Annotated in this window: 15 protein-coding genes; all 15 read left to right on the top strand. The window is 35.7% G+C overall.

Annotation, left to right across the window (positions count from 1 at the left end):
* Nucleotides 1-19: 19 nt before the first annotated feature.
* The 15 genes from HNP99_RS00495 to HNP99_RS00425 all read left to right on the top strand — a co-directional run bounded on the left by HNP99_RS00495 (nt 20) and on the right by HNP99_RS00425 (nt 25,724).
* Nucleotides 20-1,984, top strand: coding sequence for a T9SS type A sorting domain-containing protein (locus tag HNP99_RS00495; RefSeq protein WP_173850211.1), 1,965 nt, complete (start codon nt 20-22; stop codon nt 1,982-1,984).
* A gap of 52 nt (nt 1,985-2,036) precedes the next feature.
* Nucleotides 2,037-11,975 (top strand): toxin TcdB middle/N-terminal domain-containing protein, encoded by a 9,939-nt coding sequence (locus HNP99_RS00490; RefSeq protein ID WP_173850210.1) that lies wholly within the window; start codon nt 2,037-2,039, stop codon nt 11,973-11,975.
* Nucleotides 11,976-11,993: 18 nt separating this feature from the next.
* The gene (locus tag HNP99_RS00485) at nt 11,994-12,326 is read left to right on the top strand and encodes a hypothetical protein (RefSeq protein WP_173850209.1); all 333 of its coding nucleotides are present in this window, start codon (nt 11,994-11,996) and stop codon (nt 12,324-12,326) included.
* A gap of 120 nt (nt 12,327-12,446) precedes the next feature.
* The gene (locus HNP99_RS17660; protein ID WP_173850208.1) at nt 12,447-13,454 is read left to right on the top strand and encodes an RHS repeat domain-containing protein; all 1,008 of its coding nucleotides are present in this window, start codon (nt 12,447-12,449) and stop codon (nt 13,452-13,454) included.
* A 19-nt stretch (nt 13,455-13,473) separates the two neighbouring features.
* Nucleotides 13,474-13,899: a hypothetical protein gene (locus tag HNP99_RS00475; RefSeq protein WP_173850207.1), complete on the top strand. Its 426-nt coding sequence runs from the start codon at nt 13,474-13,476 to the stop codon at nt 13,897-13,899.
* Nucleotides 13,900-13,915: 16 nt separating this feature from the next.
* Nucleotides 13,916-14,602: a hypothetical protein gene (locus HNP99_RS00470; protein WP_173850206.1), complete on the top strand. Its 687-nt coding sequence runs from the start codon at nt 13,916-13,918 to the stop codon at nt 14,600-14,602.
* Nucleotides 14,603-14,711: 109 nt separating this feature from the next.
* Nucleotides 14,712-15,131, top strand: a complete 420-nt coding sequence (locus tag HNP99_RS00465) for a hypothetical protein (RefSeq protein ID WP_173850205.1) — start codon at nt 14,712-14,714, stop codon at nt 15,129-15,131.
* Nucleotides 15,132-15,848: 717 nt separating this feature from the next.
* Nucleotides 15,849-18,068: an RHS repeat domain-containing protein gene (locus HNP99_RS00460; RefSeq protein ID WP_173850204.1), complete on the top strand. Its 2,220-nt coding sequence runs from the start codon at nt 15,849-15,851 to the stop codon at nt 18,066-18,068.
* A gap of 47 nt (nt 18,069-18,115) precedes the next feature.
* Nucleotides 18,116-18,658 carry a hypothetical protein gene (locus tag HNP99_RS00455; RefSeq protein ID WP_173850203.1) on the top strand — a complete coding sequence of 181 codons (543 nt, stop codon included), beginning with the start codon at nt 18,116-18,118 and terminating at the stop codon, nt 18,656-18,658.
* A gap of 290 nt (nt 18,659-18,948) precedes the next feature.
* Complete coding sequence (locus HNP99_RS17655; protein ID WP_173850202.1) at nt 18,949-20,529, top strand: RHS repeat-associated core domain-containing protein; 1,581 nt, start codon at nt 18,949-18,951, stop codon at nt 20,527-20,529.
* 708 nt (nt 20,530-21,237) lie between these two features.
* Entirely contained in the window at nt 21,238-22,659 is a 1,422-nt protein-coding gene (locus HNP99_RS00445; RefSeq protein WP_173850201.1) for an RHS repeat domain-containing protein, read from the top strand.
* A 33-nt stretch (nt 22,660-22,692) separates the two neighbouring features.
* A complete protein-coding gene (locus HNP99_RS00440) occupies nt 22,693-23,592 on the top strand; it encodes an RHS repeat-associated core domain-containing protein (RefSeq protein ID WP_371810411.1) in 900 nt (299 codons plus the stop codon).
* 9 nt (nt 23,593-23,601) lie between these two features.
* Nucleotides 23,602-23,979, top strand: coding sequence for a hypothetical protein (locus tag HNP99_RS00435; protein WP_173850199.1), 378 nt, complete (start codon nt 23,602-23,604; stop codon nt 23,977-23,979).
* 332 nt (nt 23,980-24,311) lie between these two features.
* Nucleotides 24,312-25,220 carry an RHS repeat domain-containing protein gene (locus HNP99_RS00430; protein ID WP_173851002.1) on the top strand — a complete coding sequence of 303 codons (909 nt, stop codon included), beginning with the start codon at nt 24,312-24,314 and terminating at the stop codon, nt 25,218-25,220.
* Between the two features lie 78 nt (nt 25,221-25,298).
* Nucleotides 25,299-25,724 carry a hypothetical protein gene (locus HNP99_RS00425; protein ID WP_173850198.1) on the top strand — a complete coding sequence of 142 codons (426 nt, stop codon included), beginning with the start codon at nt 25,299-25,301 and terminating at the stop codon, nt 25,722-25,724.
* The last annotated feature ends 137 nt before the right edge of the window (nt 25,725-25,861 follow it).

The raw sequence follows: 25,861 nt of genomic DNA, 5'->3' as shown, positions 1-25,861 counted from the left end.
CTTGAAAATCATACTAAAAATGAATAAGAAGCTTTTTTTACTCGTAATTTTAATTGCAATGCTGACTGTGAATAACGTTTTCTCGCAGCAAAAAGAAGTACCTGGAAATGTACAAGAGCCTTTTTTTTGGATTAAATCCAAAAATAATGGTGATTCCTATTATTGGGATAATGTGACAAAAAAAGATGCGACTGTTTCTGCAAGAAAACAAAAAGGGACTGCTTTTAATTTTAATCCAAGCATCATTTTTGACGCAACTCAGGATTCCTTAATCTTACCTTTAGGAATTGATAGTAAAAAAAGACAAACTTTTTTTTTAGTTTATAAAGTGAATGACAGTTTAAAAGAACAGTTTTTATGGACTATAAACGATCCTCAAAAAACAGTAGCAATTGCTACGAATAAACGTTTAGCTGATTTAAAAAAATACTATTACCAGTCTTATAAAGATAAAATAAAATTACAGAAAGCCAATATTCATTTTTTCCAGCAAAACATCACTGATAGCATTGCCAAAGCGACAACATTAACGATTGGAACTAAATCAAAATTTCAAAATCTTCCTCCCGAAGAATTTACAGGAAATATTAGTGAAATTCTAGTATATAATAGGGTTTTATCTGGTGTAGAAACACAAAAAGTAGCTAGTTATTTGGCTATAAAGTACGGTATTTCGTTGTCACAATTTGAAATTAAAAACTACCTCAATAGTTTAGGACAAACCATTTGGGATATTGATAAACATGAAGGGTTTACCTCTTCGATCACTGGAGTAGGTAGGGATGATGCCAGCGGCTTATTGCAATCTAAAAGCAGCAATATGGTTGAGGAAGGCTTGCTAACTTTCGAATTACAAAGTAAAGCAAAGAAATTACCAAACAACTATTTTACTTTTTGGAGCGATAACGGGAAAAACTTACTACTAAAAAAACAAGAACAAGGAGAGCCTATCGGAATTGCAAGAGAATGGCAATTGGATTTTTCTAAAACAGCCGATGTTGCACTGGAATGGACTTTTAATCCCAATTTTATCAAAGGAACAGCTCCTCAGGACACGTATTATTGGTTACAAGTGGATTACTCAGGCAAAGGCACGTATGAAGAAAACGAGTCTGAATATGTGCGTTTAGCAAGTACTGCAAGCAAAGAAAAGTTAGTGCTGAAAGATTTTGATTGGGACAAACAAAAAACAGGAACAGCTAAATTTACTTTAAAAATAGCTCCACAAATGTTCAGTCGTGTTTGGATTACACAAGCTGATTGTGGTGTTAAAGATTCAGGTAAATTAAATTATTCTATTCAAGGTGGTGAAGCACCATTTACCATAACTGTAAAAAAAGAAGGAAGTGATGCTGTTTTAAAACAATGGAATCAAGATTCTAAAAGTAAGGTAGAAGTAACGCTTTCGTCTGGGAATTACGATTATATTATAAGAGACGCCAAAGGCAATTTATACTCAGAAACCGTTTTTGTAGCTGATAAGGAAGGGACTGCTACAAAACTAAAATCAAATTATGTATTGACAGATGGTAATCCTATAATTCTAGATGCTAGTGAAGGTTTAGAATCAGGAAACTACGAATACCAATGGTATTATGATGGAAATTTTATTGATAATAGTCCTAAAATTTTAGTAGATCAAGAGGGTGACTATGAGCTTAGATTGTTAAATAATCAAGGTTGCAACACCACTAAAAAAATTGTTGTGGATAGTGACGGAAAAGAGGCGATAGGAGCTAATGTTATGATCCTATATCCTAACCCTTCACCTGATGGAAATTTTACTATTGCCATGCAATTTGAACAAAAAACAAATGCTACTATTACAGTTTACACTTTAAATGGTAGTGTTATGCAGCAAAAAGACTTGACCCAAGTAGAGAATTATATTTACGATGGAACAATTAAAGGGGCAGCTGGGATGTACTTAGTTTCAGTTAAGTCTACCTATGGAACCAAGACTTTTAAAGTGATTGTAAAATAGTCTGTTGCCGATAAAAAATAAATGATTACGATATAGTTGATTATTCGATAAAATGAAAAAAAGATATATAATTTTAGTGCTTTTTGTGAGTTCCTTTTTGTTTGCTGTGAATTTTAGAAAAGGAAGTTTTATGGCTTCCTTCTCGAATGCAACTCCAAAGGAAGAGGTAAAAATTACAGCAGTTGATTCTGTCGCCATTACACCTAATAAAATAGAAGTTGCTAAAGTATTTACAGCCGATATTAAAGAAGGATTTATAGGTGTACGAGATGCTCAAGATACAGATGATGCTTATGACAACGTTTTTCATTTGGCAGTTAGCAACCTTCCTACAGCAAATCAAAGTGCCTATTTAGAATATGATTTGTATGGCTATGATTTATCAGCATCTATCTCCAGAAGTTTGAACAATCAAGCCAGTATTGGAGGGCAATTTTTATCACCTAATAAAAGCTGGACCCCACAATCAGAGTTGCTTTCGGAAAAATCACTTCGACAAGGAGACAACGTATTGTTGTTTACCGCTCCTGACGGACTAGCGAATGGCTATAAAATTAAAAATGTTCGCATTGTCTATAAAAGCGAAGCTGTTTCAAGTAATTATACTTTGCTGCAATCAGATAATAAGTTGTATGTCAAAGGAACCAATGCACCATCACAGATACAAAAGTTAACCATTGCAGGGATTGTTGTAGATGTTAATCAGCCTGAATTTGAATTGGTTATTGATAAAAAAGAGTTGCATGAGGGGCAAATGATTACGGTTTTTAAAGAAACTACAACGGGAGTTATCACGAATGAAAAATTAAAAAGCAGTGATTTTTTAACAGTAGATCATTTTAGAACTTTAGAAAAAGCCAAAGAATCTTTTTCGAAAACAATCAATTTTGAAACTGTAAATACCCTTGATTATAAAAGCTTTTCGGCAGTTTTTCCTGCCGGCGCACTTAAAGCCAATGTAAAAGTATCGGTAAGAGGTTTACGAAAAATAGACATTGCTCCATTAAATTCGGCTATGGTCAATGTTACCGCTACCAATGCGGGTTTTCGATTATTACCACACGGAACCCTTTTTGATAAGGCAATAAAACTAGCTTTGCCGTTCGATAAAAAATCCATTCCCGAAGGCTATACAGAGAAAGACATCAACGTATTTTATTTTGATGAAAACAAACGCCTTTGGCAAGAAGTCAAAAAAGATTCAATAGATATAAAAGCGGGGATAATCACGGCCAAAACCACGCATTTCACCGATTTTATAGCTGGAATTATCAAAATGCCAGAGTCTCCAGAAACTTCAGGATACACGCCTACGAGCATCAAAGATTTAAAAGCAGCTAGTCCGCTAGTAGGCATTCAGTCTATTGCGCCTCCATCTGCAAACGGAAGAGGAACTGCTAGTACCGGTTTTGGAATCGCAATTCCAAGTGGTAGAGGCGGTATGCAACCTTCGTTCAATTTGCAATACGACAGTGATGGTGGCTACAGTTGGGCCGGAACAGGCTGGGATGTATCAGTGCCGGCGGTAAGTATTGAAACCCGTTGGGGAGCACCACGTTATGATGCCAATCAAGAAACAGAATCATATGCCATTGCAGGCGAAGCTTTAATCCCCAATACCCATCGTGATGCTTGGGTAAATAGAACAGCCGATAAACAATTTTATCCGAGAAGAGAAGGTGCTTTTCAGCAAATTATCCGAAAAGGATCATCGCCTAAAAATTATTATTGGATCGTAAAAGACAAAAGTGGAGTCGCTAGTTATTACGGAGGGACAAAATCGGGACTAGCCGATAATGGTATTTTACAAGATGCTTCTGGGAACATTGGGCATTGGGCACTTTGCCTTCAAGTCGATTTAAAAGGAAATACGGTACAGTACGAATACGACAAACGCGATGGCGAATTGTATATCAAAAAAGTGTATTACACAGGTTTTGGATCAGATAAAGGGAATTACAATGTAACTTTCGTCAAAAGTGGCGATCTAGGCGAAGCCAATAGGGCAGACGTTCAGGTTTCGGCACGCTTGGGTTTCAGGCAATTGAACAATCAATTGTTGCGAAAAATTGAAGTGCGCTACAAATCACAAATGGTGCGTTCTTATGAGTTGAATTATAAAGAAGGAGCATTTAAGAAAACCTTGTTAAATTCCATCTCAGAATACGACTCAGCATCTAAATTGTTTTACACCAATACCTTGGATTATTATGATGATGTACGCGATGCGAGTGGAAAGTATAATCCGTTTGGAGAGGAGCAGAGATGGACTGTGCCTGGCGATAACCTTGTTAATACAAATATTCCTGTTCCAAACGATATTTTATTTGCTGGACATCATTCATTGGTGAGTAGTTCTCACGGTTCAAATACGGGGGTAAATTATCGTCTTGGTGTAGGGTTAGTGGTTAATTCTGGTAGTTTAAAAGGATATACTGTTGGAGGTCATGGGGGTAATGGTTGGGGCGATTCGAAATCGGCAGTAATGCTACAGGATCTTGATGGTGACGGTTTGCCTGATAAAATATTTAAAAATAAAGATGGAGTGTTTTTTAGAAAAAATCTTTCATCAACAGGTAATAATACTTTTGATAAACCGCAACTTGTTGATTTGAATGAAATTGGATATTCAAAATCTACTTCATTTAATTGGGGGGTTGATTTGAATTTGAAATATGGAAATATTGGATACGATGAACAACGTTCAATCAATAAAACCAAAACCTATTTTATGGATTTTAATGGTGATGGACTAGTTGATTATGTTAAAGACGGACAAGTATTGTACAATAGATTGGTAAATGGAGTTCCAACTTTTATAAATAAAAGTTTAGGAACGCCATCGCCTGTCGCTGGTGGTGGAAATATTACAATAGCAGGAACAAGTACCATTTCGGTTGAAGAAATTGAAAAACAAAATCCATTGCATGATGTGGTGCGTATGTGGGAAGCTCCTGTTAAAGGGATTGTAAATATTTCACATAACTATAATTTAGTAAAAGAATCAACAACTGAAGGTCTTAAAGCACGGGCTGAATATCTTACGAATGTGGGTGATGATAAAGCAGATGGTGTGCATTTGTACTTTCAAAAAGGGAATCAATTGCTTTGGGATGAAGTAATTATAGCAACTGATTATAATGATAAAAACAAACATGATAATTTAATTTCGGTAGAAAAAGGGGAACGATTGTATTTCAGAGTAAGTTCTGTAAAAGATGGTAATTTTGATACTGTAAATTGGAATCCTACTATTACCTATTCTGAGGTAACAAAATACGATAGGGACGCTAACGGTAATATAGTTAGTAGTAAAATGACTGTACCTAACACTTTACAAGATTCTAATTTATATTCGTTGGCAACTTATCAGGCTTCAAACGATTTTTTTAGTAGCAGTAGAGCAGGTAAAGTCATTCCAGTTGCTGGTACTGTAGTTCTTAAAGGAATTTTAAACAAACCAATTACGTCAGATCATATAAAACTGGTCATTACTAAAACGTATTTGGATCAAACAAATCCACCTGTCATTCTTTTCGAAAAGACATTTTTAGCAAACGAGATTGTTTCTTTCGACTTAGCTTCGGTAGCACTCCCAGCTTTTGAGAAAGAAACTTTGGTAAACCTTTCACTTGAAACTCAAACGAACATAAATTGGCAAACGGTTTCTTTTTCGCCAACAATATCTTTACCTGTAATTCCCGGAGGAAATGCAGAAACAGTACCTATGGAAGTCTCTCACTTACTATATAATAAAAGGGCTGGAAACTATGAAAATCAAGGTATTAAATCTACCTTAAACGGAAAACTAAAGCTAAATATAGCACCACAAAATCTTGTTTTAGGAACTGTTGTTCAATATCCAAATATTAATACTTTTGATGGCGAAGTAATCATTACAGCTAAACAAAACAATGTGCTATTAGCCCGCAACCGATACCGGTTAACCGCTGGAACATTAATATCAGTAAATAATGCTTTTGATAATTCAGTAGTTTATCCAAACGCAATTATAGGTATTCCGATTCAGTTAGAAATGACCGTTTCCAATCCAGAATCTTTAATGATAATTCGAAACTATCCCAAGCAAAACACATTAAATATTCAACTTCAAGTAACCGATTTAAAAGATGTAAATAACCTTGCAGATGATGAATTTTGGAATGGTGCGACTGATGATTTTACTATTTATAGTCTTTTAAATCCAGACGAGCGAACTTTAGGGTTATACCATCGGCAATGGGGTGGTTTTGTTATTAATGGAAATTTAGCTTCAAATACTATAGATCAATCTTTGTTAAAACAGTCGGATGCCTACAATACGGAACCAGATTTGAATAATACCGATCCAGAAAATTATGATGGTAAAGGTTATGAAATAGCAGATAATTATTTTATATCATTAAACCCTTCCTATGCAAAAGCAAAGTGGGAAGGTTTAGAAGAAGGGATTTATATTCAAGGAGCTACAATAGGAACTTCTCGTCTAGGAGAAGATGATATTGCAGACTACACTGATTTTTATATGCCCAATATTCAAGATGGAAGTACATCTGCACTTGATATGATTAATGAAAGTAAAAGTAAAAGTATATCGGGTGGGGTTTCTACAGGTACTGATTTTGCTGGAAGTGGTAGTATTGGATATAGTAAGTCTATTGACGGAGATACTTATGTGACACAAACCATGAGTGATTTTAATGGAGATCGATTTCCTGATTATATTCGAGGTAGTAATGTAGAGTTAACCTCTCCAGTTGGAAGTATATCCGGACAAATAATTGATTTGGGAGATAAGTTTAGCCACTCGAATACAAGTTCTGAAGGCCCTAATTTTTCAGGAGGTTATAAGCACGGAGGAGCTAGTAATTCATTATCGGTTAGTATTGGGAATTTATATACAAAAATTGTTTCTGGGAAAACAGGAACTGCTTCTGATGCCAAAAAAGGAAGTAATGAAATTTCAATGAGTGGCTCTTCTGGTCATGGTAGTGATTATTCTGACAAGATCCATAGTGATATTAACGGTGATGGATTACCTGACAAAATAAGTAATTCAGGAGATGTATATTTAAATTCAGGTTATGGGTTTTTACCGCTTGAGAATTGGAATTTAAACACTATTAACAGCGGAACTTCATCGGATTGGAGTTTAGGTTTAGGGTATAGTATTAAGCAAGGATCTATTTCTGGAGGAGCTAACTTTTCTAGATCACAGTCTGATTCAGAACAGTCATTTTTAGACATTAATGGTGATGGACTTGCCGATAAAATTAATTATGCCGAAAATTTTATTTATGTTTCTTTAAACTTAGGAAATTCTTTTAGTAGCCCAATAAGTTATCCAAAGTATAATCAAATGAATCAAAACAAAAGTACAAGTTATGGTTTTAGTGCGAATGCTTCTTTTGATTTTACGATTTGGGTATTGCGTTTAACACCTACTATTGGAGCATCCAAAGGATGGAGTACTTCCAGATCAGAATCCTCATTTTTAGACATGGACGGAGACGGAAACCTCGATTACATTCTCTCAACTGATGAAGACAATCTAATCGTTCGCCTTTCCAATATCAAACGTACTAACAAGCTAAAAGGAGTAACTAATGCCGTTGGGAATAGTTATGTGGTTGACTACGAATTAATAAAACCCACTTACGAAAACCCGAGTGCCAAATGGGTATTGCAATCCGTAGATGTGAATGATGGACATACAGGTGACGGAATTGATCATTCGATAGCGAAATTCAAGTATGAAGATGGGTATTACGACCGTCGCGAACGTGAATTTTATGGTTTCGGGAAAATCATTCAAGAACAAATTGATGCAGCTGATAATACTGTTTTTGCGACTACGGTTCAAGAATTTTACAACCAAGATTATTTTAGAAAAAACTTGTTGAAACGCAGTTATACGTTAGACAAAAACAACAAAATGCGTCAGGAATCAGAAAACGAATACAGTTTTACTGATGTCGTTACGCAGGCAAGTGTACCCGTAGCGAGTTTGGGTACTGCTGCATGCGATGCCAAACGTGTTTTTGTGGGAATGATTCACAGCAATCAAAAAATGTATGAAGGCGGTAGCGACTACCTCGAAACCAATACTTTTAATACCTACGATGCTAACGGAAACATCACACAATACGAAGATTTAGGTAACGGAAGCGCTGATGATAAAGTAACGGCCAAAATTAGTTATTACGAAAGTACAACACCTTATTTTGGAGGAATTCCAAAACAGCTGGAAGTGTTTACCAAGGATGGCTTGCGCCGCAAAAGAGCGACTACCATCAACACAACTACTGCCGAAGTTACTCAAATCAAAAACTACAGTGCGGCTGATAAAATAGCCCTTACCGATATAGGATATGATACCTACGGAAACCTGCAAAAAATAACAGGACCTGCCAATTACAAAGACCAACGCATGACAATGGATTATGTGTATGACAGCGAAAATCATCAGTTTTTGACCGAAATTAAAGATGCTTTTGGGTACCAAAATAAAATGGAATACGATTATCGTTTTGGGATTCCGCTAAAAACAACGGACCGTAACGACCAAAGCACCGAATATACCATTGATGCCATAGGTCGTCCAGCGACTATTCGCGGGCCATACGAAATTGCCAGTGGCAAACCTTACACGATTGCGTATGATTATTTCCCAACAGCCAAAGTGCCGTATGCGAAAACTAGAAATTACGATCCCGAATTAGACAAGGACATCGTAACCTATACCTATACCGATGGTTTTGGGAGAGCGTTGCAGGTTAAAAAAACCGCCAGTTTGTTCACCCAAGCCGGAAGCCCCGATCAAGAAGCGCAAATCGTATCTGGAAAAGTAATTTATGACGGTTTGGGTCGCCCAACGACTAGTTATTATCCTACTACGACCACTACGATAGATGCTAATTTTAGTGCAGCGGTTTCGAATGTTACGCCTACGAAAACCGAATACGACGAAGTAGGCCGTGCAGTAAAAGTAACCTTGCCAGACGGAAGCACCAATGCGACCACTTTTAAAATAGACAATTACAATGGTGTGCCCACGATGCTTACGACACAAACCGATGCTTTGGGTAAAACCGTGCAATCGCAAACGGATGTTAAAGGAAGTAATTTAGCGAGTATTCAGAATGATTTGGTTACCAAATTTGACATCAACGCACTTGGAGAAACGATCCAGGTGACTGATGCCATGGACCACATCACCAAAAGCAGTTACGACTGGTTAGGCCGAAGAACCGAGTTCACCCATCCCGATGCAGGAACTACGACCATGGAATACGATTTGGCAGGCAACCTGACCAAACGCGTTACGCAAGACATCAAAAACACGGTACCAAATGGAGGTGCGATTCAGTATTTGTACGATTACAACCGATTAGAAACCATTCAATATCCGAAAAACCCGCAGAATAATGTGCAGTACAATTACGGTAAGGCCGATGGTACAGCCTCGCGCCGTGGCCGATTGTGGTTTGTGCAAGATGCCAGTGGCGGACAAGAATTTTATTATGGCAAACTAGGCGAAGTCGAAAAAGAAATTCGCACGCTACGCATCACGCCAACCGACATACAAACGTATATTTCACAGTTCGAATACGACACTTGGAATAGAATTCAGAAAATGACCTACCCTGATGGGGAAGTGGTCGATTACACCTACAACCGAGCAGGAAACTTGCAAAGCATGCAGGGTAAAAAAGAAAGTCATACCTACGATTACATCAAGCAATTGGCTTATGATGAGTTTGAGCAACGCAAGTATTTAAAATACGGAAACGACACCGAGACCAATTACAACTACGACCCAACCATGCGCCGTTTGCAACAACTGCAAGTAAGCTCAAGTTTAGGTCGCCAGATCATGAACAACAGTTACAATTATGATTTGGTTGGAAATGTATTAGGTATTAAGAATGTAGCACCTGTAGTCAATAACACCTTAGGAGGAACATCCAATCATGAGTACCAATACGATGATTTTTACCGCTTAAAAAGTGCAAAAGCAGTCTATCAAGGGGAGTTTACCAAAGCCAGTTATGAGCTGAATATGAGCTATAACAAAATGCACAATATCACCAAAAAAGACTTGGTGCATACGGTCAACAACGAACAAAAAGGTTATGTTTTAGATTATACTTATGATAATGAAGCACATCCTAATGCTCCGTCATATATCAGCGAAGCGGCACAAGCTAATGCAACACCGAATCCAGGAGCAGGAGGTAGGACATATTCCTATGATGGAAACGGAAACCCTACGTATATCGAGGGAGCTACCCCTTCGGGGGCTGGGGGGATGAAGATGACATGGGACGAAGAAAACCGATTGATGGGGATTAATGACAACGGACGCATTCATCAATACACCTACGATGCAGGCGGCGAGCGTCTGATAAAAAGCAGTGGCGACAGTCAGCATATTGCCGTAAACGGACAAACAGCGGCAACCATCGTACATACTGATGATTACACAGGCTATGTGAGTCCGTACTTTGTGATAAGCAAAGGAAAATTCACCAAGCATTATTTTGAAGGAGCAGGGCGTATTGTGAGTAAACTAGGAAATGGTGCATTTGCACAACCGTTAAAAATCACCGCAGGTGGTGTGGATTACACACAGCGCACAGCTGCAGAGCAAAAAGCCTTAGATACTTATGTAAAAACTTTGGGCGTGCCACCAGGACCACCAACCCAACAAGGAATTTATGCGACACCTGAGTTTACAGGTGATCCGTACCCGAGTGAAGTTTTACAACCAGTTGAAGAAAACCAAGAGCCTCCAGAAGGTTGGCCAAGAAACCCAATATTTAACGCTCCAGGCGATGTTCCAGGACCACCCGTACAATTTGGTCCTCCAGTAGAACCCGCCACCGTACTAGCTGCCGAAGGTTTTACAGGCATTGGCTTGCCAGAGAATGATATTTTTTATTTTCACCCCGATCATTTAGGAAGTACTTCGTATATTAGCACCCGAAATGGAAGTATAAGCCAGCATGTGGAGTACATAGCCTTTGGAGAGATTTTGTTTGAGGAGCATTCTAGCTCGTTTAGTTCTCCTTATTTGTTTAACGGTAAAGTGTTGGATAGAGAAACTAATCTAACTTACTATGGAGCTAGGTATTTGGATATGAAGACGAGTTTGTGGTTGAATGTGGATCCGTTGGCGGAAAAGTTTTATAGAAATTCACCATATGCTTATGTTAGTCAAAATCCAATAAATCTAATTGACCCAACTGGGATGAGCGAGGAAACTGCGGGAAGTGACCCGCCGAAAAAGAGTTGGGCTGGTAGAGCAATTGATACTGTAAAAGGGTGGTTTTCGTCAAGCAGTGATTATAAAGATATTCCTGAAAAAAATAAATCTAAAACAAATTATACTGTAACTGCGGAGGAACCGACAGTTACTTTTCTTCCTGATGACAATAAGATATATGAGCGTGTAAATCAGACTACATCAATTGTTTATACAATAGGATCTAATGAAGCCCCTGAATATATGTTCCATTATCCAAGAAGTTTAGGAGAGTTTTCTCAAGAAGGATCGGATGGTTACATTTGGACAGGTTGTATGTCTTGTCATGCTCCAAATGGAGCGTATAATTTTGCATCTCATAATTCACAAGAATTTAATGCAGGGAAATTACTATCTGTTTTTTTAGAGGTTGGAATGTTTTCAATTGCAAATTCTAGTGCTTCAATAAGAAATATTGATGATGTTATGGCTAATCCTAATTTATTAAGAGGTAAAAAACCTTCAGATGTATCATCTACTTTGGAAGGGACATCAGGATGGAAAGTTGAAACACTCGGTAAAGGTTCTCAAAAAGGTAATGGATGGGTATTAAGACATTATAATTCTAAAGGTAATCCAACAGGGCCTCAAATAAGATGGCATCCCGGAGGTGGACATAAAGGAGCAAAACCATATTGGAGGGTCGTAGGTAAAGACGGGGATATAGGAGGGGTTATTAGATAAAAAGATTAATTTTAAGTTATGAAATTATTAAAAATTATAAAAATTTTAGCTTCGACAAAAGACGAACAAATAAATTATCTTATAGACTTAGGAACATATCCTTCTACAGATGAACTTGCATTAGATTTTGACTATGCATATGTTTTTTATTTACGTAATATAAATCATAAATGTGATGATTTAATTAATCAAATAATTTTTAAGAAGTTAAATGATATTAATAAAATATTTGGTGAGATGAGTAATTTACCTAATGATTCTTTTTGGGAGGTAATTTCATTAGATTTGAACGATTGGAGTAAAATAAGAGAATATGCAAGTGAATTATTAATCTTGATGAAAGATATATAACCCGATCGCGCAGGCTTGTAGATAATCGTTAGCGCAGGTATTTACCTGTGCCCACAAAGTTGAACAAGTAAACAAAATACAAAACCAAGCGTAATTGCTTGGTTTTTGTGTTTTATAGTATTGAGAAAAACGGATCATTTGGGAAGTACTTCGTATATTAGCACTCGAAATGGTTCTATTTCGCAACACGTAGAATACATAGCCTTTGGGGAGATTTTGTTTGAGGAGCATAGTTCTAGTTTTTCTAGTCCTTATTTGTTTAATGGAAAGGAATTAGACAGAGAAACGAATCTTAGCTATTATGGGGCGAGGTATTTGGATATGAAGACCTCACTTTGGTTGAATGTGGATCCGTTGGCATTATTCAATCCTACTTTTGAGCACGAATTTTATTTTGATGGACAACATAATGGAGGTATTTATAATTCTGGTAACCTGTCAAATTACAATTATTGCTATCAAAATCCTATTAAATATATTGATCCTAATGGAAAGCAAGCTAACGCTAGTGTTTTATTAAAGGCAAATTACAAAACATATACAAGAAGATTAGGAACAAAGGTTTCTTATCAAGAAGGATATAAGTTTACACAGGGAGCTTCACATCTTTTGAGTTTAGTAAGTGGAGTTAGTGAAAAGAATATCAGCAATGCTAAGATTAATTTTCAATATACTCCTGTTGGAGGTGGAGCATTAACAGAGGGGTCAAATTCTAATAATTCTGCAATAAATGTCTTTTGGAATGATGCTCCAAAAGGCTATGTGTACAATACAAATGCTGCATGGATAAAAGGATTTTTTGGTTTAATGGCACATGAAGTTGGACATATACCCCAAATAGATAAAGCTGGTGGAAATTTGGGCCATTTATTAGGTTCTTTTGCTGAATATGTAAATAATTGGGCTCATTTAAATGATTCACATGACCCCGCATACGCTCATAAAGAAGCCGAGGCTGAAGGAGGATTTACAGTGTTTGAAAATTTTAATGAATTTATTAATAACAATTATGGAAAAGATAAATTGTCTAAATTGTTTGAAAATAAAAATAATACCCAAAAAGATATTATAAACAGGATAGACCAATGGTGGAAAAATTATCAAAAAGCAAACAAGAAAGATGAATAATAAAAAACATTTAATTATTATGTTGCTTTTATTAACTTCATGTCAAAAGCACAATATTTATTTTGATACAAAGACACAAAAAGTTATTAGTTGTAATGACATTCCTATAAGTTCATTTTCGATTGAAAATGATTCTATTAAGCCAGATGGTTTTCCATATGAAGCAGCTATGCTTTTTAAATGGGAAGGCAATGTACATTTAATACCATCTAGTTTTTCATTTGATAGTATTCCTAAGGAATATATTTCTACAAAAGGAGGCCTTATATACAAATCGAAAGTCAAATTAAACCCAAACTGCAGGTATACTATAGAAAAATCAGGAAATGGTTTAAGTCCATGTATTATTAAGATTTGGATAAATAGTAAAGGTTACGTTTATAAAACAACTCATCCTGTATGCATTAAAAATGAAGGTGTTCCTAAAGAATGGATAAATAAGTAAAAGGCCCCCGATTACTATGATATTATCCCGATGGCTCGGATATGTCGTCAACGATAGCGCGGATTTGCAACCAGTGATTTTTGTTGACCCTGATGGTAAAGATGTTATTTTATCTCCATTATTTTCTAAAGGGGAATTTGGAAAAGCATTTAATTCGCTGAAAACAGGAAGTAAAACATTTAATACATTAATTTCGAAATATGAAAATAATTCCAAATTCAATTTAAAATTAACTGTTAATACGCAAAAAGTCAACAGTAATGGTTCTGCAGCTTTTACAGAATATGCTAAAGGACAGTATGATAAAGCTCCTAGTTCTTTAGATGTGACAACATATTTTAAATCGACTACATCTGTAGAAACTAATTATGAATATACTACTTTGGGAGTTATTTTGGTAGTTGCTCACGAAGCTCTTCATCAAAAAATTGCATTATTACCAGTTAAAGAAGATAGTGACCATAATAAATACACGTCTGAATTGACAAATGTATTCAGCGAATATAGTAAAGCGAATAATTTAAATTTAAGTGAAGGAGATATTAAAGATTTAGTATTTTCTGGTCAGCAAAGTTCAAAAGAATTTAAAAGCTATATAACCGATTTAGCTAAAAATAATAATTCAACTTATGAAAAAGAAAAATCTAATTACGACACAAGAGTTTCAAATTTAATTTATCAAAAGAAAGATGAAAGTAAATAGTTTAATAGTATCAATTTTTTTGTTTACCTCTGTAATTTACTCTCAAAATACAATTCAGTATAATTATAGAATTAACAACAATCCTTATAAAAGCAGACCATACGTTGGAATGGAATTAGAATTTTCTGCTCAAAAAAAATGTTTAAGCGAATTTGAGTTTAGTATTTCAAGATTATTTACAGGAAATCAAAATTTCATAGATTTTAAACAGAAGGATAAAGTACTTTATTATAAATATAAAAAAAAGTGGATATTATTTTATGACTTTAAAACAAAAAAAGGAGGAGATATATGCATTTCAGGAATCAAATATCATTTGTCTTTTAAAGAAGAAATAAAAGTTAGAAATATTAGTTTAGATAAAATTTATTTAAAACCTGCTAAAATTACCCAATTACATCAGCCATTTTATTACTTTAATGAAAAAGAAGGTGTATTGGCAATTAAAACTAGTATTGGTAAAATGTTAATTCGAGATGACTTTTTTAAAGAACCTCTTTCAAAAGAAGAAGAAGAAATTTTAAACTAATTAATAAAGATAGAAACAAACCCGATGGCGCAGGCTTGTAGATAATCGTTACCCGATCGCTCGGATATGTTGACAACGCTACCCCGATGGCTCGGATATGTTGACAACGCTAGCGCAGATTTGCAATCTGTGCCCACAAAGTGGAGCAAGTAAGCAAAATAAAAAAACCCGATGGCGCAGGCTTGTAGATAATCGTTAGCGCAGGTATTTACCTGTGCCCACAAAGTAGAGCAAGTAAACAAAATAAAAAACCAAGCGTAAATGCTTGGTTTTTGTGTTTTATAGTTTAGAGGTAAAACTGATCATTTGGGAAGTACTCCAGCTCTACGAAGAGTTCTTTAGAAAAGTAAATTGGTCGTGTTTGCTGTGCGAATGTCTCTGACTTCGCACCCGTAAAGTTGAGCAAGTAATCAAAATAAAAAGGCAAGCGTAGTTGCTTAGTTTTTGTGTTTTATAGTGATTTTGAAAACGAATATTAATTTTCAAAAAAAAGTTTTTTATTAAACGGAATGCCCTAGCCCAGATAGAAGGGAAAATCCTTTTTTGGCTGTTTTTTTACAGCCAAAAAAGATTGGAATGATAGCTGGAAATAGCTCCTAAAACAAATTAAAACTAGGCGAAGTCGAAAAAGAGATTCGCACGCTACGCATCACGCCAACGGACATACAAACCTATATTTCGCAGTTTGAATACGACACTTGGAATAGAATCCAAAAAATGACCTACCCTGATGGTGAGGTGGTGGATTATACCTACAATCGAGCCGGAAACTTGCAAAGCATGCAGGGTAAAAAAGAAAGCCATACCTACGATTACATCAAGCAATTGGCGTACGATGAATTTGAGCAACGCAAGTATCTAAAATACGGAAACGACACCGAGACCAATTACAACTACGACCCAACGATGCGCCGTTTGCAACAACTGCAAGTAAGCTCAAGTTTAGGTCGCCAGATCATGAACAACAGTTACAACTATGATTTGGTTGGAAATGTATTAGGGATAAAAAACACAGCACCTGTAGTCAATAACACTTTAGGAGGAACATCCAATCACGAGTACCAATACGATGATTTTTACCGCTTAAAAAGTGCAAAAGCAACCTATCAAGGGGAGTTTACCAAAGCCAGTTATGAGCTAAACATGAGTTATAACAAAATGCACAACATTACCAAAAAAGACTTGGTACATACGGTAAACAATGAACAAAAAGGTTATGTTTTAGATTATACTTATGATAACGAACTGCACCCTAATGCGCCAAGTAGTATTCAGGAAACAGCAGCGCAGCCAACAGCTACTAGCCAACAGCCAAGAGCCTATGTTTACGATGGCAACGGAAATCCCACAAGTTACACTGAGGAAAAAAGCTTCCGCAAAATGACCTGGGACGAAGAAAACCGCTTGATGGGCATTAATGATAACGGAAGGATTCATCAATACACCTATGATGCAGGCGGCGAGCGTGTGATAAAAAGCAGCGGAGACTCCCAAAACGTAGCCACGAATGGTCAAACAGCGGCAACCATCGTGCATACCGATGATTATACAGGTTATGTGAGTCCTTATTTTGTAATAAGTAAGGGGAAATTTACCAAGCATTATTTTGAAGGAGCAGGGCGTATTGTGAGCAAACTAGGAAATGGTGCTTTTGCACAACCCTTAAAAATCACCGCAGGTGGTGTGGATTACACGCAACGAACGGCTGCAGAACAAAAAGCCTTAGATGCTTATGTACAAAGTTTAGGCGTGCCACCAGGACCGCCTACCCAACAAGGTATTTATGCGACACCTGAGTTTACAGGTGATCCATACCCATCATCGGTGGTAACACCTGTAGAAGAAAACCAAGAGCCTCCCGAAGGTTGGCCAAGAAACCCAATATTTAACGCTCCGGGCGATGTACCAGGTCCGCCGGTGCAATTTGGTCCCCCAGTAGAACCCGAAACAGTACAAGCTGCCGAAGGTTTTACAGGAATTGGTTTGCCCGAGAATGATATTTTTTATTTTCATCCTGATCATTTAGGAAGTACTTCGTATATTAGTACTCGAAATGGTTCTATTTCGCAACACGTAGAATATATAGCCTTTGGAGAAATTTTATTCGAAGAGCATTCTAGCTCGTTTTCTTCGCCTTATTTATTTAATGGAAAGGAATTAGATAGAGAAACGAATCTTAGCTATTACGGGGCTAGGTATTTGGATATGAAGACTAGTCTTTGGTTGAATGTGGATCCGCTGGCGGAGAAGTATCCGAATGTTAGTAGTTATGTGTATTGTTTTAATAACCCTTTAAATTTAGTTGATCCTGACGGTAGAAAACCCATAGACCCTATAAAGGATGCCTTAAATGCAGTTACCAATGTTAAAAATGTTTTGCAAGGAAAAAAATGGATTGATTATCAAGATGTACATGTTTGCGGAAAGGCTGCGAGACAGCAAAATAATCAAGTTAAAAATTCTAGTCCTGTTTATGATGGTAGCCAAATAAATATGGTAATTGATAAAAAAAGACAAGATGTGCAAGATAAATTAGATAAAAGCAAAACTGCAAATGTTAATATTAGTAAAGGAATTAACGTACTAGTTGAAAATCTGAAAAAAGGAAAACCAGTTGTTGTTGGGGTGAATTATAAAGATTCGGATTCTCCTGGTAATGATAATGTTGCAACTGATCATTACGTTAATGTAGTAGGAATGGGTAAAGATAAAAAAGGAGTTTATTTTTCGTATTATGATAATTATGTTGACCCTACATCTTCACCGACACCTGCTGATAGAGAAAATAAAGCAACTGATGTTGCATTAAATAGATTTTATTATGATGATAAAAGCATGAAATTTGTTGATGATACTCCAACGACAATTACAGGTCCAAATCATGCTCAATATGGTAATATTAATTATACAATAACCGAAGTTAAACCCAATCAATAATGAGAAAATATTTTTGCGTTTTTTTAATTTTTATATTTTTTTCGTGTATGTCACAAAATAATAATGATCCATTTCTGAATAAATTTATCGAAATAAAAGAATTTCCAACAAGTGAATTTTTTATGAAAAATGAAATAATCATTAAAAATGACACTATAAATTTAGATGATGTTGCGTCAAAATTTCTAATACCTCTAAATAAGATTAAGTATTCTGATTTACATATTAAAAATAAATATTATTATTATGGAAGATATAAGTTGAATGAGATATACTATATTATTTCATGTAAGATATTTTTCAACTATCATGAATCAATGATATTATCATTTATTTATAATACAGATGAACGAAAAATCACTTCTAGTATTGAAATAATGGTAAATGATTTTAATTTGAGCAAGAAAAGTTATTTTAAAGATGAAGTGTTGGTGATTGAAAATACTTACAATAAAATCCCGAATGGATTAGATCCTCCTAAAGGAAAAGAGTTTTTAAAAAGAATTGAAATTGATAAATTTAAAATTGATAATAATTTTAAATTTATACAATTAAAGCCCAGCTCTACGAAGAGTTCTTTAGAAAAGTAAATTTGTCGTGTATGCTGTTCGAATGTCTCTGACTTCGCACCCACAAAGTTGAGCAAGTAAACAAAATAAAAAACCAAGCGTAGTTGCTTGGGTTTTGTGTTTTATAGGATTTTTTAAAACGAATAATAATTTTCAAAAAAAAGTTTTTTATTAAACGGAATGCCCTAGCCCAGATAGAAGCGGCATCCTTTTATTTTTTATTTTCAAAAAATAAAAGATATAGCGAATAGCTGGAAATAGCTCCAAGAAAAAATATTCATCAATACACCTACGATGCAGGCGGCGAGCGGGTGATAAAAAGCAGTGGAGACAGTCAGCATATTGCTGTAAACGGACAAACAGCAGCCACAATCGTACATACTGATGATTACACAGGCTATGTAAGTCTGTATTTTGTGATTAGCAAAGGAAAATTCACCAAGCATTATTTTGAAGGAGCAGGACGTATTGTGAGCAAACTAGGGAACGGAGCTTTTGCACAACCCTTAAAAATCACCGCAGGTGGTGTGGATTACACGCAACGAACGGCTGCAGAACAAAAAGCCTTAGATGCTTATGTACAAAGTTTAGGCGTGCCACCAGGACCGCCTACCCAACAAGGTATTTATGCGACACCTGAGTTTACAGGTGATCCATACCCATCATCGGTGGTAACACCTGTAGAAGAAAACCAAGAGCCTCCCGAAGGTTGGCCAAGAAACCCAATATTTAACGCTCCGGGCGATGTACCAGGTCCGCCGGTGCAATTTGGTCCCCCAGTAGAACCCGCCACCGTACTAGCAGCCGAAGGTTTTACAGGAATTGGCTTGCCGGAGAATGATATTTTTTATTTTCATCCTGATCATTTAGGAAGTACTTCGTATATTAGTACTCGAAATGGAAGTATAAGCCAACATGTGGAGTACATAGCCTTTGGAGAGATTTTATTCGAGGAGCATAGCAGCTCGTTTAGTTCTCCTTATTTGTTTAATGGGAAGGAACTCGACCGAGAAACGAATCTTAGCTATTATGGGGCTAGGTATTTAGATATGAAGACGAGTTTGTGGTTGAATGTTGATCCGCTGGCGGAGAAATTTATTGATCAATCTCCTTATAGTTATTGTTTTAATAATCCTATAAATCTTATAGATCCAACTGGTATGGGACCTGAGGATCCTGTGCCTGGATTTTGGAAAGGTTTTTTTGGTTCTATTGGTAGAGGAATAGTGGGAGTTGCAAAACATATAATAAATAATCCAAATCATGCGGGATATGGATATTCTCATACTATGAAATCTCCTAATCCTAATGATTTTAAAAATTATGAAATTGCTTGGAACGATCAGTTAAATCCTACGTGGCAAATTCAGAATTTTTCATCAAATTTGGTATATGGAGCAACAGGTTTTATTGGTGGAATTATGGATGGTGACGGTGCTAGAGTAGCACAATCTATTCCAAAATTAGCGACTGTTTATGCTACAATCTCTATATTGAGAGGGTTTAAATTATCTGCTGGAAAAAATAATTTTTCTTTAACTATCTCAGAAGGAAGTTATTCAAGTAGTGAAATGAATGCTGCTAATTATATGTGGAAAGAAGGGAATAATGTAACTTTAAGACCGCCTTCAGGTACTAGAACAGCAACAGGTACTGGAGGAACATCAGATTTGGTTGTAAATGGAGTAAACTATGATGTTTATACTCCAATTTCAAATAATCCCAATAGTATCATATCTGCTATAGCGAAGAAAAATAAGCAAGCAAATGGGATAGTATTAGATTTGTCGAAAACTAATGTTACCGCAGATCAACTTGGAAATGTATTAAAAAGAGTTCAAGGAGCAGGAGCCAAAAATATCAAGGATGTAAAAATAATGCCAAAAAATTAAGCGATTATGCCAAAAATAATTTGTGAAAAATGTAATGAAATAATTAATTTAAGTGAGATTCCTTCTAAAAATCAGTGGATGATAATCTCCGATATTCATTTAGATGAATGTTGGGAAAATGATAATATTAACTCTGATAAATTATATTCTAAAATGGAGATTATGGTCAAGTGTCCTAATTGTCAAACTCTTCATGTTTTTTGGAACGGATTTGAAAAAAAACCACAAATATATCTGCCATGCTCTGAGAAGGATTAATAAACTCCAGCTCTACGAAGAGTTCTTTAGAAAAGTAAATTTGTCGTGTATGCTGTGCGAATGTCTCTGACTTCGCACCCACAAAGTTGAGCAAGTAAACAAAATAAAAAACCAAGTGTAGTTGCTTGGTTTTTGTCTTTTATAGGATTTTGAAAGGAATAATAATTTTTGTAAAAAAAATGTACTTATAAAAACAGATGCCCTAGCCCAGATAGAAGGGAAAATCCTTTTTTGGCTGTTTTTTTACAGCTAAAAAAGATTACTTCACTTTATATTTATTTTTTTGGAGTTCAGTGAACTTCGTTTGGAATGATAGCTGGAAATAGCTCCTAAAACAAATTAAAACTAGGCGAAGTCGAAAAAGAGATTCGCACGCTACGCATCACGCCAACGGACATACAAACCTATATTTCGCAGTTTGAATACGACACTTGGAATAGAATCCAGAAAATGACCTACCCTGATGGGGAAGTAGTTGATTACATCTACAACCGAGCAGGAAACTTGCAAAGTATGCAAGGGAAAAAAGAAAGCCATACGTACGATTACATCAAGCAATTGGCGTATGACGAGTTTGAGCTACGCAAGTATTTAAAATACGGAAACGATACCGAAACCAATTACAACTACGACCCAACCATGCGCCGTTTGCAACAATTGCAAGTAAGCTCAAGTTTAGGTCGCCAGATCATGAACAACAGTTACAGCTATGATTTGGTTGGGAATGTTTTAGGGATAAAAAACACAGCGCCTGTAGTCAATAACACCTTAGGAGGAACATCCAATCACGAGTACCAGTACGATGATTTTTACCGCTTAAAAAGTGCAAAAGCAACCTATCAAGGGGAGTTTACCAAAGCTAATTATGACCTAAACATGAGCTATAACAAAATGCACAACATCACCAAAAAAGACTTGGGACATACGGTAAACAACGAGCAAAAAGGCTATGTTTTAGATTATACTTATGATAATGAAGCACATCCTAATGCTCCGTCATATATCAGCGAAGCGGCACAAGCTAATGCAACACCGAATCCAGGAGCAGCAGGTAGAAATTATACCTATGATGGAAACGGAAACCCTACGTATATCGAGGGAGCTACCCCTTCGGGGGCTGGGGGGATGAAGATGACCTGGGATGAAGAAAACCGATTGATGGGCATCAATGATAACGGACGCATTCATCAATACACCTATGATGCAGGCGGCGAGCGTGTGATAAAAAGTAGCGGCGACAGTCAACACATTGCCGTAAACGGACAAACAGCAGCAACAATCGTACATACTGATGATTACACAGGTTATGTGAGTCCTTATTTTGTGATAAGCAAAGGTAAATTTACCAAGCATTATTTTGAAGGAGCAGGACGTATTGTGAGTAAACTAGGGAACGGTGCTTTTGCACAACCTTTGGGCATTACCGCAGGTGGTGTGGATTACACGCAACGAACGGCTGCAGAGCAAAAAGCCTTAGATTCTTATGTAAAAACTTTGGGCGTGCCACCAGGACCACCAACGCAACAAGGTATTTATGCGACACCTGAGTTTACGGGTGATCCTTACCCATCATCGGTGGTAACACCTGTGGAAGAAAACCAAGAGCCTCCAGAAGGTTGGCCTCGCAACCCTATTTTTAACGCTCCAGGCGATGTTCCAGGGCCACCGGTGCAATTTGGACCTCCAGTAGAACCCGCCACCGTACTAGCAGCCGAAGGTTTTACAGGAATTGGCTTGCCCGAGAATGATATTTTTTATTTTCACCCTGATCATTTAGGAAGTACTTCGTATATTAGCACTCGAAATGGTAGCAGAAGCCAGCATGAGGAGTACATAGTCTTTAACTCTAGTTTTTATCGCTTTTTTTTTTGAAATCGTTGAATCTCATAAAATTGATTTGGAGCCATTTTATTCGAGGAGCATTCTAGCTCGTTTTCTTCGCCGTACTTGTTCAATGGAAAAGAACTCGACAGAGAAACGAACCTCTCATACTACGGGGCGAGGTATTTAGATATGAAGACGAGTTTATGGTTGAATGTTGATTTGTTTAAAGAGAAATACCCAAGTGTTGGTTCATATATTTATTGTTTAAATAATCCTATTAATGCAAAAGACCCTGATGGTAACGATTTTATCTATGTAAATCAGAATGGAAGTATTAATAGAGTTGTCGTAAATGATTCACCATATATAACTGTAGTTTTGCCAAATGGTAAAGGAGTTTTATTATCAGATTTAGATATTTCTGGAAGCATGTTTACTTGGAATAATACTAATAGACAAATTGTAGCAAATGTTGTTGGTTACTACGGTAATCAAGCAGGAGTAATAGGAATCGGAGCTAATTATGATATGGAGGACATAAGCTTAGCTTACACAGATTCAAATAATAAAGTGTGGGTCCATCCAAATTCAAAGGGAGGTGTTGACCCTGATCTTAATAATAAATACGATTTAATGAGTACTCTAAAACATGAAGATTATCATAAAAAAGAAGGTAATAGAGGGGATTATACATATTCTAAGCATGCTAAAGTTTATTTAAAGCAATTTCAACACAGTAGTTTTAAAAAGACTAGTAAAACTTTCACTGAAGGTCAAATGGCTAACTTTGTTAAATATATAGATAAAGCTTCTATGGAGGGTGAAACTGACTTTCAAAGTATTATAGAGGATTTTAATAAGTCTAATATTTTAGGAGGTTATCAAGTGAAATATCGAAGTTCAGGAGGAACACAATTGTTTAATAATAAGGGTGAAGAAATTCCAATTCCAATAACTAAAGCATTACTTGTGCCAAATTAAATTTTAAATATGAAAAGTATAATATTATTATTTATTGTATTTATTTTTGCGTCTTGTAAAAATAAAGATATGATTGGATTAACAAATGCCAATAAAAAATGGGTTTATTATAACGAATCAAAAAAATATAAAAAAGACAGTGTACATTTTCTAACATATTTGAAGTTTAATAAAAACGGGGAATGTGTTAATTTTTTCTGTGATAAAAATGGAGGACAATATGGTCCTTCTATGGATTGGGAATTTACGAAAAGTGATAGTATTTTAGAAATCGGTGGCAACAAGTTTTTAGTTTTAAATATTTATAATGATAGTATAATTATGAAGGATTTAAAATTTAATAGACAAGTACAATTATTAAATTGGGATGTTTTGGAAAAACCCTGATGGGAATTATGCTGTATCTGTGCATTATCAAATAACTGTGAATGCTATGTTAAAGGCTGGGTCCCCGATGGCTCGGATATGTCGTCAACGATAGCGCGGATTTGCAATCCGTGCCCACAAAGTTGAGCAAGTTAACAAAATAAAAAACCAAGCGTAATTGCTTGGTTTTTGTGTTTTATAACGTTGAGAAAAACGGATCATTTAGGAAGTACTTCGTATATTAGTACCCGAAATGGAAGTATAAGCCAGCATGTTGAGTACATAGCCTTTAACTCCTGTTTTTATTGTTTTTTTTTTTGAGTCGTTGAATCTCATAAAATCGATTTGAAGCCATTTTATTCGAGGAGCATTCTAGCTCGTTTTCTTCGCCATACTTATTTAATGGAAAGGAATTAGACAGGGAGACGAATCTTAGCTATTGTGGGGCGAGGTATTTAGATATGAAGACGAGTTTGTGGTTATCATTAGACGATGAAGGCGAGAATGATTTAGGTGTTGGAGGTTATATATATTCATTTAATAATCCAATAAACTTTACAGATCCTGATGGGAATTGGCCCGATATACCTATTTGGAATAGTTTGGTAAACAGAGCAAAGTCAGCTGCAAAAAGTTATGTAGCTCATAAAATTGATAATATAGTCACTAATTCTCGAAATTATGTAAATCAGAAAATTAATAGTGTAAAGGCTTCTATTTCTAAAACCATTTCTAAAATTGAAAATTATGAAGGAGGAGATTATATGTTGTCTAATGGAAGCGGGGGTTCATCAGGTGACCAAAGTTTGATTAGAAAAGGTGGAAGAACTGATGTAGAAATGTTGGTTGGTAGTGGTTTAGTTCAAGCTGGTAGCTTTGCTTCATCAAAGAGGGATGGTGTTAAATATAATGGAAGTGTTAAAATGACATTAAAATTAATCAAAGAAACCGTTAAAGGTGCTAAAATTGGGGATAAAGTAGCAGGTAAGTTTGAAGCTAATGGTGGTAGTGGTTTATCTTCAACTTCTACGGTTGATTCAAATAATGCTATGATTGACATGAAACTAGAAAAGAATACTGCAACTGGCACTACTGGTTGGAGTTTATCTCAAGTGAATACGAGAACTAAAGACACTACTGTTGATAAGTCTCAGAAAGGAATTATTGATAAAATGAATAAGTTAAACCTAATGAGAGCTGAACAAAAAGTTAAAAAGGACAACGCAGAGTTACAAAAAAAGATAAATTATTATAAAGAGTAAATTTTGATAAAAATTAAGACATTTATTATAAGTTGTTTGTTCATTTTCTTTATTTCTTGTAAAGAAGAAGTTAAACAGGTGAAAAACGATAAAAAAAGGTATGATCAAGCAGTTCTTATTTTTCCTGATACTGTTTTCGTTAACGAGAAGTATGATGGGAAAATAGAATATAAAAGTGATTTAGATACAATCACTACAGTTTTTGATGATGTTAAAAAAGCTAGATTTATGTATTATTCTTTTCTAACAACTAATGATAAAAATTATGAAGTGGAGTATTTGAAAACGATAGTAACAGACACTTTTGTAGCAATATCAAATAAAGAAATTCCATTGTATAATATCAAATTTAATAGATTAGGTTTAAATTATTTTGATGGGATTATCACTGATGAAGTAATGATAGAAAATGGAGGAAAAGATAAAAACGGAGGTTTAAATACTCGTGTAATTACTCATGAAACTAGACTTACTCGAGGCGTATATGTTGTTAAAAAAAAATAAAAAACCAGCTCTACGAAGAGTTCTTTAGAAAAGTAAATTTGTCGTGTATGCTGTGCGAATGTCTCTGACTTCGCACCCACAAAGTTGAACAAGTAAACAAAATACAAAACCAAGCGTAATTGCTTGGTTTTTGTGTT

The organism is Flavobacterium gelidicaeli, assembly GCF_013294005.1.
In the GTDB taxonomy this organism is placed as follows: domain Bacteria; phylum Bacteroidota; class Bacteroidia; order Flavobacteriales; family Flavobacteriaceae; genus Flavobacterium.
This window is presented reverse-complemented; position numbering and strand designations above follow the sequence as displayed.

Coding starts and splice junctions, on each gene's coding strand:
- HNP99_RS00495 (WP_173850211.1), top strand. CDS start 20: ATGAATAAGAAGCTTTTTTTACTCGTAATTTTAATTGCAATGCTGACT.
- HNP99_RS00490 (WP_173850210.1), top strand. CDS start 2,037: ATGAAAAAAAGATATATAATTTTAGTGCTTTTTGTGAGTTCCTTTTTG.
- HNP99_RS00485 (WP_173850209.1), top strand. CDS start 11,994: ATGAAATTATTAAAAATTATAAAAATTTTAGCTTCGACAAAAGACGAA.
- HNP99_RS00475 (WP_173850207.1), top strand. CDS start 13,474: ATGTTGCTTTTATTAACTTCATGTCAAAAGCACAATATTTATTTTGAT.
- HNP99_RS00470 (WP_173850206.1), top strand. CDS start 13,916: ATGATATTATCCCGATGGCTCGGATATGTCGTCAACGATAGCGCGGAT.
- HNP99_RS00465 (WP_173850205.1), top strand. CDS start 14,712: ATGGAATTAGAATTTTCTGCTCAAAAAAAATGTTTAAGCGAATTTGAG.
- HNP99_RS00460 (WP_173850204.1), top strand. CDS start 15,849: ATGACCTACCCTGATGGTGAGGTGGTGGATTATACCTACAATCGAGCC.
- HNP99_RS00455 (WP_173850203.1), top strand. CDS start 18,116: ATGTCACAAAATAATAATGATCCATTTCTGAATAAATTTATCGAAATA.
- HNP99_RS00445 (WP_173850201.1), top strand. CDS start 21,238: ATGACCTACCCTGATGGGGAAGTAGTTGATTACATCTACAACCGAGCA.
- HNP99_RS00435 (WP_173850199.1), top strand. CDS start 23,602: ATGAAAAGTATAATATTATTATTTATTGTATTTATTTTTGCGTCTTGT.